Here is a 12,544-nt window from a genome sequence, read left to right on the forward strand (position 1 = left end):
GAATAAGGCTTTTCTAGTCTTGACTAGAAAAGCCTTGGAAAGAAACTCCATGAAGCTAAGTATACAAAGTTACGAAATACTAAATTTTCCTTCTGGAAACCTGCTGGTGTCCAAAAGGGGGGTGTCGAAAATAAACTCTTTGTCGTTATTGGCGGCGTTAAGTAAATTGCAAAGTTATACAAGTATTTCTAAGGCTGAGCTTAACGATGTGTTGTCGGAACATGGCCTGAATCCAGAAGCAGCATATAAGTTTCTTGAACAGGCAATTTCCATCAAGGAGGCCATAGGTGATCTCTATTTTGAAAAAGCTATCGTTGCACATGATTGGGGTGAACACTCCGATCTGGAGCAATTGTTGAAAAGTGAGATCACTACCCCTCTTGAAGTTCGCGAAGATCTGGACTCGCTATCAGATAGTGTATTAAATAACAGATGCTATATTGTTATTCTTTGCAAGAATTATGATTATGATCGTGTTAGGAAAATATACTTCAAATTGGCTGATGTGGCGCCTGGAAGCGCCATTAGTATTGGTTATCGCACGGGTGGTTCTTACTGCATTAGTCAGCCGTACTTGCCGAGGATTGGGAATCCGTGTCATTTTTGCAATGTAGACAGATTGATTGATTATGAGGAATATAAGTCAAGTAAAAGTCATTGGTCAAAGCTCCTGAAATTTTGTAAAAGCAAACATATTGCGGTGCCAACAGATCCATTAAGTATTCTTCAGCGATCATTAGTAGTAGGGGCGCTAATCAGGAAAATAAAACTTCTGACAAGTCCCGATGCTGAGCGTCGCTTTCAAGATAATATACTCCAAGAGACTCATGTCGATTTCAAGAATGCCTTTGTGAGAGATGTTTCGGCTTCTCACTGGCATATGTGTGACTGCCTGAGGTTGGAAAGATGAAATATATTCCTCATGATTATTATCTAAAATTTATGGATCCCGTTGTTCATGCCGAGACCCTGGATTTTCATGCTAAGGGGAATTACACGATCCATGATGCATTCAAACATGCTACTCAACTGCATGGCTTCAGTGATCAACAACTTTCACAGCTTACTGGGAATGAGTTGAGGCTTTATCCAGACATGGACTTGACGTTTCCGATCTGTCCCGAAATTTATCCGGATACGACTATCTGTCGTAATGAGTCTTGTGAGACTTTCTCAAGTGCAAACATTGATTTTTCTATAATTGAAAAATTAATATCTCCTATTCTGTCCTCAAATATGATGAGCTACAAAAGAGGATATCCGAGCGGCGGCGCGCTGTACCCAGCTGAGATATTTATTTGCTCGCTTATGGAAAACAATGAAAGCTGGCCTTGTCCGGAGAAGATCCTACATTTGTTACCACAGTCAAGAAGTTTTGAGGTGGTGCAGGGCACTCAAGAAATAGCAAAGTTGAAACAGGCGATATTGTCTGCTCCAGGAGGTATTGGTGCGCCAAGTATTGCAGTGGTTTACGCGGTCTATATACCTAAAACACTTTTTAAGTACAGGTATCGTGGATACCGGCTTGCCTTGATGGAAATTGGATCTATATACATGCTCGTCGAGTTGCAAGCCAAACAGTTGGGGTTGCAATGTCGATTATGGTCAGCTTACACCGACACAATGCTAAATAAGGCTATAGGCCTTAACCCAGCGCTTTTTTTTCCGATGTGTGTCCACTTCATTGGTGAGAAACATGATTCTTTATAATCCTCCTCACTTCCCAACATTGCCCGGTGCTCTGATTTGTCAGCCGGCTTGCCTACTATCTTTTCCGTTTTCTGTTGAAGTTGAAGACTCTTGGTTGAATGGTGGTTCTGGAATAGGAAACGGTTCCTCCTCTATAAAATCGGCCTTGGGAGAATATTTCGAAAGACGGCATTTTTATATGGAGGTGAAGTCAGGCACAGTCGGGGATATCAATTTTTCCTTGAGGAAAGAAGAGGCTGATCGATTTTTGTATGCTTTCTCTCAAACTAATGACAATAATCTAACTTCGGCACAACTTTCCAGTCATTTGTTTAATTTAACAAAGGTGTATCGGGCATCGGATTTTTCTAGCTGTTACATACCTACTGCATGTATTTCTCTTAATTATCGTGGGGTCGAAAGTGAAATTGCAATATACCCACTGCGAGATACGTGTGGTTGCAGTTTTCACTGGAGTTTTGAGAAGGCCGCTTTTGGATCGATAAAGGAAAGTTTGGAGAGGCAGTTTCTGACAAAATTCTGGATGACCAAAAAATGCTCTGGGCTAATTTCAGATAATGATGTCAAAACAGCCTTGGATGGAAACCGTGCTAAAGCGTTGTACGATGCACTTAGTAAGTCGGGTGAGCTCGCTGTTATCGATATTTCTGATCCAGGGTATCCGGGGGTGTGCTTGTTAACGGTTTATGGTCAAGAGAATAAAAAACGCCATGTTCAATACTGCGCTGGAATGTCATATGCAGGAACCCTCAGTGACTCGCTAGAAAAATCAATCTATGAGTTGTGGCAAACTTATAGGTTTATTGATTTGTTTAAGGCGATTGAAAGTGATGAGGATGAGGTTGAGGATCCTTATTTGAGTTACTTTCTGAGTTGTAACACATATGAAACATTTAAAGAGGTGACTTCGATAGAGGTTTGGCAAGGTGCGACACAGAAATCAATGCTTGACTTTAGCTTGTCCGGTTTTCTGTTGAAGCTCGAAGAGCAGAGGATTGACGGCTATCTCTATGCTAATACAGTCGCCATAAACGATGGCTTGTATTATTTTTGTAAATTTGTGTCTCCTGATCTGTTTTTGCACATGAATAATTCTAAAAACATAAACATCTGTAATAAATATTCTGAGAGTTTTATTGATCAGATATTAACTGATCGAAAAAATACTATGGTCCCATTTCCGTAGAAGGGTGTTCTATGCCGATACTTACCATGAAAAGATCTCTTGCGCTCACGTGGTTGTTTGTAAAGGAACAGCTAAAGGAACCTGTTTCACTTTTTTGGATGATAATTTCCCCCGCCGCTACTTACTACCTGCTTGTTTACTATAGGGGAGGTTTTTCTCATTCTACAAGCAGCTATTTAGAAAATACTTCGTGGTTTTATGTGTATGTTTCTTCGAGTGTCGCTTTTTTTGGGTTTTCTTTTTATATCATAGGAAGAAGGGAAAGCGGGTTTATCAGGTCGTTCGTTTATACATTGGATGCAAAATTAGTTTTTATGCTGGCACAGTACCTGGCGTACTCGCTAATTGCATTGATTTACTGTGCTGTTTTTTTTGGGTTGACATGCTTTTCTTTCGGTCAGTTTGAGGTGTTTGAGTTTTTGAATATTCTTTGGCGTTTTTATGTGTGTTACATGCTGTTTAGTGTGTTTGGTATTTTGTTAAGTTTGTTGCCATTGAGCTTTCAAAATGCCAATACCGTTTTTTCAGTAACTTCGTTTGTCATGCTGGTTTTAGGGATTCTCAGTATTCGAGGCGAGTCCTCTGTAATTGATTTTGTTAATGTGTTTAATCCGTTGTGTGTTGCCAATAGCATTATGGTTGGCGGGGTCGAAAATTATTACCTTATAGTGTTCGGGATTTTTGTGTTGTTTGTTGCGGTTTTTTTGCTGTCGCTACGCTTTTTACGTATTAATCCTGTGTGGAGCCGTTATTGATGAGTATTCTGAAAGCTAGGTCTCTTTGTTTCGGGTATTCTGAAAAATTGATATTCAATGGTGCAAGTATGAGTGTCGCTCCAGGTGCTATCACTGGCCTATTGGGGCCAAATGGCTCTGGTAAAACTAGTTTTTTTGATATTGTTTGTGGGTTAAAAGTAGCAGGTAAGGGACAGCTTTCCAATAGTTATGATGCCCAGATTTATCTTTCGCAGACGGTCATGACTCCGCCTGTGTTGCGTATGTTTGATATCTTTAAGATGACTACACTGCTTTGTTCTTCTCGACCTGTATCGCAAAAGCAGGCATTGAGGAAGCTTGCTCGCTGGAGTCCGGAAATAATTGAGCGTTATAAGGAAGTCTGGACTAAGAAATCGTCTGTTTGTAGTTACGGTGAAAAACGTTGGTTCTTTACTCTGTCGTTGCTGGCCGTAGGTGCGGATTTAGTAATACTTGATGAGCCAACTGCGGGAGTTGATCCTGAGTTCAGGCACTATATTTGGAAATGCCTCCGTGGAGCTGCTAATGAGGGAGCGGCGATTCTGGTTTCATCACATAGCATCGAGGAAGTAGCGGGCAACTGCGACAGTTTCTACATGATCAGCCAGCAACAATTTAAGCCTTTCAAGTCAGGTGAAGAATTCATGAGTCGCTACGACGCAAGCACTCTGGATGAAGCCTTTATCCGCGCATCGGCTGAACCCGTCCCCACAGCTATATCTACTTAAGAAACGTGAATGAGCGTTTTGGCAGCCCCGCCAACACAACTGGCACGCAGGGCAAAACCTGTGCGTCGCCGACCACCGACAATCCTTTTCAACCTGCCGGGGCTCCGTTGCCCTGGCGCTTTCTGTGTTGGCGTTCGTCTGCGTGACGAGCGCGTGGATTTTCAAGGTCGTTTCTTATGTTTACCGCCCTGCGTTTTTCCCTCTTTGGTTTGTTGACCTTCACCCTGGCTCAAGCCGCGGTCGCTGCCGATTGCGCGCCGGTGCAGAAGCGTGGCGCCGAGGTGTTCGCCAATGAATGCGGGGTCTGCCATTCGGTGAGCAAAGGCATGGCCGGGATGATGGGACCGAATCTGGCGGGTGTGGTGGGGCGCAAGTCCGGTTCGCTGGAGGGCTTCAACTACTCCCAGGCGATGCGCAGCAAAAACATCGACTGGCAAGCCGAGAACATAGAGCAACTCATCACCCAACCCCAGGCCTATATGCCGGGTACTTACATGCCCTACATGGGCCTGGCCTCCGCCGACGATCGTCAGGCGGTGGTGTGCTACCTCAAAGAACAACACTAAGCGGCCGGTTACCTGGCTATCGAACCCCGCAGGAGCTGGCTTGCCTTGAATCTTGCACCGCCTTTAAGGGCGCTTTCGCGAGCAGGCTCGCTCCCACATTTGAATGAAGGTGATTTATGAGCAACGTTGAAATCCTGCCGCAGGTGGCTGCATTCCTCGACCGCCGTCATGGCTGCTTTATCGATGGCCAGTGGGTGTTTGCCGAAGGCGAGACCATTGCCGTGGTCAACCCGGCCACCGGGCAAACCCTGTGCGAAACCCTGGATGCGCCGCTGGAGATCGTCGAGCGCGCCGTGCAGTCGTCGCACAAGGCCTTCAAGTCCGGCGTGTGGTCGGCGCTGCGTCCGGCCGACCGTGAACGCATCCTGCTCAACTTCACCCGTCTGGTGGAGGAGCACGCCGAAGAGCTGGCGCAATTGGAAACCCTGAGCCAGGGCAAGTCGATCAACATGGCTCGCGCACTGGATTTGAACGCCACCGTGGAGTTCATGCGCTACATGTCCGGCTGGGCGACCAAGATCGAAGGCCAGACCTTCGATGTGTCGATCCCGCTGCCGCCGGGTGCCAAGTTCACCGCGTTCACCAAGCGTGAGCCGGTTGGCGTTGTGGTCGGCATCGTGCCGTGGAACTTCCCGCTGCTGATCGCTGCCTGGAAGCTGATGCCGGCGCTGGCCACCGGTTGCACGGTGATCATCAAGCCGGCGATGGAAACCCCGCTGACCGCCATGCGCCTGGCAGAACTGGCACTGGAAGCGGGCATTCCGGCGGGCGTGTTCAACGTGGTCACCGGTGGCGGTGCTTCGGTCGGTGGCGTGCTGACTTCGCATCCGCTGGTGAGCAAAGTGTCCTTCACCGGTTCCACTGCCGTGGGCAAGAGCGTCGGCGTGGCGTGCATGGAAAACATGACGCGCTTCTCCCTGGAACTGGGCGGCAAGAACCCGATGATCGTGCTTGCCGATGCCGACATCGAAAAGGCTGTGCAAGGCGCAATTCTCGGCGGCCTGCTGAACAACGGTCAGGTGTGTGCCGCGGCGTCGCGCTTCTATGTGCATCGCTCGATCCACGATCAGTTCGTCGAAGCCCTGGCGGCAGCGGTATCAGCCATGCCGATTGGCGCCGGCATGAACTGCGACGCGGCGATCAACCCGCTGGTGTCGCGCAAGCAGCAACAAAGTGTGCTCAAGCACATCGAACTGGCTCGTCGTGAAGGCGCGCGGGTGGTGGCCGGTGGCGAGTTGCTGGAAGGTGAGGGCTTCTTCGTGCAGCCAACGATCCTCGCCGACATCGACCACAGCATGGCCGTGGCCCGGGAAGAAGTGTTCGGTCCGGTGCTGGGTGTAATGCCGTTCGATGATGAAGACACAGTGATCGCACTGGCCAATGACAACCGCTACGGCCTGGCTGCCAGCCTGTGGACCAACGACCTGGGCAAGGCGATGAACCTGGTGCCGCGCATCGAAGCCGGCACGGTGTGGGTCAACGCCCACGTGTTGCTCGACCCGGCGATGCCGTTCGGTGGCGTCAAGCAATCGGGCATGGGCCGTGAGTTTGGACGTGCGGTGATTGAGGCTTATACCGAGTTGAAGTCGGTGTGTATCGCTCATTGATGGATGAGTTACTTGGGGCGTGAGTGGGTTTCGCGCTCCAGTGTACATATCCGTTGTTTCGGTAGCGGCGACTTATGGTTTCGCCCTTACGGCGAGTCACTTGGAAAAGCCCCAAGTAACCAAGGGCTTTTGCCCCTGTCGTTCGGTGCCTCGCCCAGGCTCGGCATTCCCTCGCTCCGGTCCTGCTCCGTGGGCCCGCCGCGATCGGCCATCCTTGGCCGTGCGCGGCTAAACCGGCATCCATGCCGGTTTGCCCACTGCGCAGAACCTCCACTCGGCCTCTCGAGGGGGCAAGAAAATCAAAAGCCAAAGCCAAAGCGAGGCGGCCTTAAAGCCGACCTGTTTGCAGGTCTGTCCGCGACCCAAATGTGGGAGCGAGCCTGCTCGCGAAGACGGCCTGACAGCCAACCTGATTTCGCGGATGTACTCATTCTCCTGTAGGAGCGAAGCTTGTCTCCGGGCGGCGTTCCGAAGATAGACGCCCAGGCAACGCGATTCTCCAGACAGGGCGCGTTATCGTTGACGTCCTTCGCGAGCAGGCTCGCTCCCACAGAGGATCGCGTACAAACCTGCAAACAGGTCGGCTATTAGGCCGCCTCGCTTGGCTTTTGATCTAGGCGCCCCGTTAAACCACGCTGGCCGAACGCAGGCATTGCTCCGTGGGTAAACCGGCAGGACGCCGGTTTAGCCGCTCTGGGCCAGGGACGGCCCATAGCGGCGACCCACGGAGCAATGTCGGAGAGAGGGCATGCCGAGCCTAGGCGAGGCACCGAGTGGTGGGGCAAGAGCCCTTTGCTTCCTTTGGGGCTTTTCCAAAGGGAGTCGCCGTAAGGGCGAAACCAATAGCGGCCGTTACCGCAACAACGGATATGTACACCATCCCAAATCACGCCACCGGCGGCGGTTTCGCCAGCTCTATCCCGGCCGCCCCCAACCGCTTGAGAATTTCAAACAGCAGCTCGCTCTTGATCGCCCCGACATTGCGCGGGCTGCTGACGTAACCGGTGATGGTGAGGGTGATGCCTTCGGGCTTCAGTTGGCTGAAGCGCACGAACGGCGCCGGTTTGTCGAGGATGGATTCGTGCTCGGTGTAGGTGTCGTACAGCAGGTTGCGCACTTGCTCCGGGTCGATGTCCAGCGGGAACATCAGTTCCAGTATCGCCACCCCCTGGGCATTGCCGCCGAGGGTGACGTTGCGCAGGTTCTGCGAAATCAGCTGCGAGTTGGGCACGATGACGATCGAGCGGTCGGCCAGCTGGATTTCGGTGGCGCGTACGTTGATCCGGCGGATGTCGCCCTCGACGCCACTGATGCTGATCAGGTCGCCGACTTTCACCGGGCGTTCGGTCAGCAGGATCAGGCCTGAGACGAAGTTCTTGACGATCTCCTGCAAACCGAAGCCGATCCCCACCGACAAGGCGCTGACGATCCACGCCAGATTGGTCCACTTGACCCCCAGCGATGACAGCGCGAGCAGGAGGACCAGCGCGTAGCCGATGTTGGAGAAGAGTGTGCTGAGTGAGGCACACATGCCAGGATCCATTTCGGTTTTCGGCAGGAATTCGTTGTCCAGCCAGCGGCGCAATGTGCGGACCAGGTAGATGCCAATGATCAGGGCGAGTACGCCATGCAGCAGGTTGCCCGGGACGATGTTGAGTTTACGCAGACCATCGCCGCCGAGAATGGCCAGGATGTTGGTGGACAGTTGCCCGAGCGTCGATCCGACCCCGCCGACCACCAGCGTGATAAATCCGATCAGCAACAGTGCGGCCCGGCCGGCGCCGGACAAGATGATGGAAATTTGCTCCAGGCGCGCATCGCCGATGCCCAGCAGCTGTTTCAGGGCCTTGCCGGTGGAGTGCCGGGGTGAAAACAGGTATTCGCAACCGTCCTTGAGCAACTGGATCAGCAAGTAGAAGCCGGAAAAAATGATGAACAGCCAGACCAGTTCGTAGGTGATGAAACGCGATAAAGACACGTAGCCAACCAGCAAGGCGAGCATGGAGATCACCACGGCGATGCTGGCGAAGGCATAAATCACCCCGGCCAGTGTCGTGCCCGCCTCGGGGACCTCGCCGGAGGCGACCAGGGCCCGGCGGGTTTTGCTGACGCGCAACAGCAGTGCACCGATCATCCCTGAAATGATCAGCGCGACGAAGCCTCGGACCGAGATCACCACCGGGGAGCTCATGCCGGTGGCATTGGTCATCTGCGCCACCGCCACCAGAATCAGCAGCACCCAGGCCAGGCGGATGGGGAAGGGTTTGATCGCCAGTGCCACCGGGTCGGCAATGGCCGGCAGCCGCCAGGACGGGTGTTTGGTGGACAGCAGGGCGCGGCTCAGGCCGGTGATCAGCACGCAGGTGTAAACAATTTTCTCGAAATCCTGGGAAAACCCCGCCAGTTGCGGCGTCAACGGCAGTTGGCGGGTCAGGGCATAAAACAGCAACTGCAAGGCAAACCACGCCGCCAGCACGGTGGCGAGTACCGAAGACAGTGCGAGGGCGCTGCGCCGCAGCCGGCCTTCAGGCATGCGATGAATGCACAGCCAGGTCAACCCTCGATCGGTCAGCCTGTGACCGACAAACCACAAGGCGAGGGCCAGTAGGAGCAGTACGCTGGTGTAGAAGCGATGGCCCGGTTGCCAGGCGGCGTCGAGGGTGGCGCCCATTTGCTGGAGGAAGGCGCTCAGGCGTTGCCGGTCGTCCTCGGGTGGATTGAGCATGGGAGCCCAGAACCAGGGGTTGAGGATGCTGTGGGTTTGCTGGGTCACTTCGGTTTCCAGCAGGCTGCGGCGGATGACGGCAATCTGGGCCAGCAGTTCAGCGGCGCTGGATTTGAGCGTTTCCAGTGTTTTAAGTGTGTTATCGACCTGATTTTTTTGCTCGGTGAGGACGACCCGTTGACGGGTAATGTCGGACTTCTCCAGCGTGGCCTCGCCAACGGGTGCGGGTCCCAGGACGCTCAGTTGCGACTGCAATTGAGCCTGTTCGGGCAGCAGCAGTGCCGACAGTCGGGTGATTTCCTGGATCAGGGCCTGGACCAGATCCTGCGGGGCTTCCAGCTGGCTGTAATTACTGGCCTGGGAAACCTGCTGTTTGAGGCTGTTGAGCCGAAGTTGCAGTTCCTGCAGATCGCTGCCGGAAACGCTGACCGAGGCGGTCGTTGCGCTGGCGGCAGGGGCATCCGGCACCGGCGCCGCCGACAGCATTACGCCGCTCGGCCCGAACAGCGAGAGAGCCACAACAATCATCCACTTCAATGCATTGCGCATAGGCGTGCCCGACAGGTTGTTAGTCACCCAGCCTATGAGGTTAGGTCATGACTCGCGTCTGTGAGGGATTATTGGTCGGATGTGCATTCATTGGGTCCCCTCTCTCGTCCCTCGCCACAGGATTTGGTTGTTTGCTGGATCATTCACCCTGTCGTCGTGCCGGGAAAAACAGTTCGAAGCAGGTCACGCCATCGGCACTGCTGACGCTGCACGCACCGTTATGCAACTGCATGATCGTCGCCACAATCGACAGTCCCAGGCCATTGGATTGCGCCGAGCGTTCGCGGGATTCGTCGACGCGGTAGAAGCGTTCGAATAGCCTGGGCAGGTGTTCGGCGGGGATGGTCTGGCCGTGGTTACGAACCTGCAGACGGATGCCGTCGGCCGCGGGTGTGGCACGGAGGTAAAGCTCGGAGTCGGGCGCACCGTACTTGATCGCGTTGGCACACAGGTTGGCCATGGCGCGGCGCAGCAGCATCGGTTCGGCCCAGATCCACCCGCTGCCCCGGGCATCGATGCGGATGCCGACGTCTGCCGCGAGCCCTTCGAAATAGTCGGCCATGCGCTCCATTTCCTCGGCGGCGTCCAGCTCCTGGCGTTGGCGCAGGGCGCTGGCCGGGTCGGTGCGGGCCAGGAACAGCATGTTGTCGAGCATCCGCGCCAGGCGTTCCAGCTCCTCGACATTGGAGGCGAGCAGCTGTTGATAGGCCTCGATACTGCGGTTCTGCTGCAAGGCGACCTGGGTTTCGCCGAGCAGGTTGTTGATCGGCGTGCGCAGCTCATGGGCCATGTCGGTCGACACTTGGCCCAGTTGCACGAAGCCTTTGCCCAGGCGGTCGAGCATGGCGTTGAAGGCCTCGATCATCGGCAACAACTCCCGGGGTGCATCCTGGCTGTCGAGACGCTCGTTGAGGTTGCCGACACCGATGCCCCGGGCATGCCGAGCCAGATGTCGCACGGGCAGCAGGCCGCGATCGACCAGCACATAGCCGGACAACGCCAGCAGAGCCGCCGCCACACTGGCGAACAGGTAGACGTTGAACCGGTAGCTGGCGAGCACGGCGGTGCGCTCGGTCATCAGGCGCCCGGTGACCACTTGCAAGCTGCCCTGATCACCCGAATCAATGGTCGCCGCCAAGGCCGAAAACGGTACACCGTTTACGGCGGGCAAATGATGCACGTCGCCGAGGGTCAGAGGGTGGTTCAGGGGCATCGGTGACAACGTGGGCATGCTCAGGTTGCCCGGATTGACCACCAGCAACGGCGGTTGCCCGGGGGCGCCGATGGTCAGCAGCGCTTCGCGGTTGCCGAGCATGTTCTGGAACAACGCCGGTTTGGTGCGGATCAACTCCAGGGTGTTGCTGTCGTTGAGGAAGGTGCGCAGTTGATCGATGCGCGTCACCAGGGCCGCGTCGTCACGGCGGATCAGCTCGCGCTCCAGATCGTGGTACAGCGCCACGCCGAGCGCCGTCAGCGAGACAAACGCCAGGAACGCAAACACCAGCGCCAGGCGCAGCGTCAGGGAGTGGCGAAAATCAGACAAGCCCTTCATGGCTGGGTATCGAAACGGTAGCCGATACCGCGCACGCTGTGGATCAACTTGAGCTGGAACGGGTCGTCGATCTTCAGCCGCAGGCGGCGTACCGCGACATCCACCACGTTGGTGTCGCTGTCGAAATTCATGTCCCAGACCCGTGACGCGATCATCGAGCGCGACAAGACTTCACCCTGATGGCTGGCGAACAGGTGCAGCAGGGCGAATTCCTTGTTGGTCAGGGTGATGCGCGTCCCGGCACGGGTAACGCGACGCTTGAGCACATCGATTTGCAAGTCTTCGATCTGCAACTGTTCCTCTTCCCGGGTCGGGCCACGGCGGGTCAATGTGCGCAGACGCGCCACCAGTTCGGCGAAGGAAAACGGCTTGATCAGGTAGTCGTCGGCGCCTAGCTCCAGCCCCTTGATGCGGTCGGCGATGTCGTCGCGGGCGGTGAGGAACAGCACCGGGGTGTCGGCTTCCTTGCGCAGGCGGCGCACCACTTCCCAGCCATCCATTTTCGGCATCATCACGTCCAGCACGATCACATCGAAATCGTGTTCCAGGGCCAGGTGCAAACCGTCGACACCGTCACGCGCCAGGCTCACGGTATAGCCGAGTTCCTGCAGGCCGTTGAGCAGGTAATTACCGGCCTTGGGTTCATCTTCGACGACGAGAATGTTCATGGGGATCTGCCTGGTTCGGGGTCAGCAATATTCAGGTCTGCGCGGGCGGGCTGCAGCGGCAAGCCGGTGCCGCCAGTGTAGCCCCGATCCTGCGCCGGTACGCCGGTACGCCGGGATGACGATCAATGATCATTGGTGCAACCGCTGCCCTGGACCAGGTAGTCCAGTTCATGCTGACGACCCTGGTGATCGAGGTAGTTCAATTGGGCGGGAACGATGCCGCATTGTTGCGAAATGTCGGTTTGGCCCACGACCTTGGCCACGTCGAGGTGGACGAAGGCCGCGTCCTTGTCATGGATGACGGGGGCGCTGCTCTGGGTATCGGCAAAGGCCGAACCGGTAGCGAGGAGGGCGGCGAATCCGAGGATGAATAGTTTCATGATGGCGTTCTCTCTTCAGCGTTTGGGGGCTGTCGGCGGTGCCTGACAGTGAATTCAGGTTAACCAGGCGATCCGGACAGCCGACCAACAGCTCGATGACAAAGTTGTAATGAAAGGG

At 54.5% G+C, this 12,544-nt stretch carries 11 protein-coding genes; 7 read left to right on the forward strand and 4 right to left on the reverse strand.

The genetic code is table 11. The features are described from left to right. Window positions 1-49: 49 nt before the first annotated feature. The 7 genes from CKW21_RS08770 (at window position 50) to CKW21_RS08800 (ending at window position 6,552) form a co-directional block, all read left to right on the forward strand. The gene (locus tag CKW21_RS08770; protein ID WP_095193574.1) at window positions 50-910 is read left to right on the forward strand and encodes an McbB family protein; all 861 of its coding nucleotides are present in this window, start codon (window positions 50-52) and stop codon (window positions 908-910) included. Beyond that, complete coding sequence (locus tag CKW21_RS08775) at window positions 907-1,710, forward strand: SagB/ThcOx family dehydrogenase (RefSeq protein WP_095193575.1); 804 nt, start codon at window positions 907-909, stop codon at window positions 1,708-1,710. The genes CKW21_RS08770 and CKW21_RS08775 overlap by 4 nt, the downstream gene beginning before the upstream one ends. After that, window positions 1,697-2,896: a YcaO-like family protein gene (locus tag CKW21_RS08780; protein WP_095193576.1), complete on the forward strand. Its 1,200-nt coding sequence runs from the start codon at window positions 1,697-1,699 to the stop codon at window positions 2,894-2,896. Before CKW21_RS08775 ends, CKW21_RS08780 begins: the two co-directional genes overlap by 14 nt. Window positions 2,897-2,922: 26 nt before the next feature. Further along, window positions 2,923-3,651, forward strand: coding sequence for an ABC transporter permease (locus tag CKW21_RS08785; protein ID WP_256590157.1), 729 nt, complete (start codon window positions 2,923-2,925; stop codon window positions 3,649-3,651). Then, the gene (locus CKW21_RS08790) at window positions 3,651-4,379 is read left to right on the forward strand and encodes an AAA family ATPase (RefSeq protein ID WP_095193578.1); all 729 of its coding nucleotides are present in this window, start codon (window positions 3,651-3,653) and stop codon (window positions 4,377-4,379) included. The genes CKW21_RS08785 and CKW21_RS08790 overlap by 1 nt, the downstream gene beginning before the upstream one ends. 176 nt (window positions 4,380-4,555) lie before the next feature. Further along, the gene (locus tag CKW21_RS08795) at window positions 4,556-4,945 is read left to right on the forward strand and encodes a cytochrome c family protein (RefSeq protein WP_095193579.1); all 390 of its coding nucleotides are present in this window, start codon (window positions 4,556-4,558) and stop codon (window positions 4,943-4,945) included. A gap of 116 nt (window positions 4,946-5,061) precedes the next feature. Further along, window positions 5,062-6,552 carry an aldehyde dehydrogenase family protein gene (locus CKW21_RS08800; protein ID WP_095193580.1) on the forward strand — a complete coding sequence of 497 codons (1,491 nt, stop codon included), beginning with the start codon at window positions 5,062-5,064 and terminating at the stop codon, window positions 6,550-6,552. A gap of 886 nt (window positions 6,553-7,438) precedes the next feature. Here the strand turns inward: CKW21_RS08800 and CKW21_RS08810 are convergent. The 4 genes from CKW21_RS08810 to CKW21_RS08825 all read right to left on the reverse strand — a co-directional run bounded on the left by CKW21_RS08810 (window position 7,439) and on the right by CKW21_RS08825 (window position 12,426). Next, window positions 7,439-9,826 carry a DUF3772 domain-containing protein gene (locus tag CKW21_RS08810; protein ID WP_095193581.1) on the reverse strand — a complete coding sequence of 796 codons (2,388 nt, stop codon included), beginning with the start codon at window positions 9,824-9,826 and terminating at the stop codon, window positions 7,439-7,441. Window positions 9,827-9,965: 139 nt separating this feature from the next. Then, window positions 9,966-11,378, reverse strand: coding sequence for a heavy metal sensor histidine kinase (locus tag CKW21_RS08815; RefSeq protein ID WP_095193582.1), 1,413 nt, complete (start codon window positions 11,376-11,378; stop codon window positions 9,966-9,968). Next, window positions 11,375-12,046, reverse strand: coding sequence for a heavy metal response regulator transcription factor (locus CKW21_RS08820; RefSeq protein WP_095193583.1), 672 nt, complete (start codon window positions 12,044-12,046; stop codon window positions 11,375-11,377). Before CKW21_RS08820 ends, CKW21_RS08815 begins: the two co-directional genes overlap by 4 nt. 122 nt (window positions 12,047-12,168) lie before the next feature. Beyond that, window positions 12,169-12,426, reverse strand: coding sequence for a DUF2790 domain-containing protein (locus CKW21_RS08825; protein WP_095193584.1), 258 nt, complete (start codon window positions 12,424-12,426; stop codon window positions 12,169-12,171). Between the last annotated feature and the right edge of the window lie 118 nt (window positions 12,427-12,544).

Origin of the sequence: Pseudomonas sp. Irchel 3A7 (assembly GCF_900187565.1) — a bacterium.
In the GTDB taxonomy this organism is placed as follows: Bacteria; Pseudomonadota; Gammaproteobacteria; order Pseudomonadales; family Pseudomonadaceae; genus Aquipseudomonas.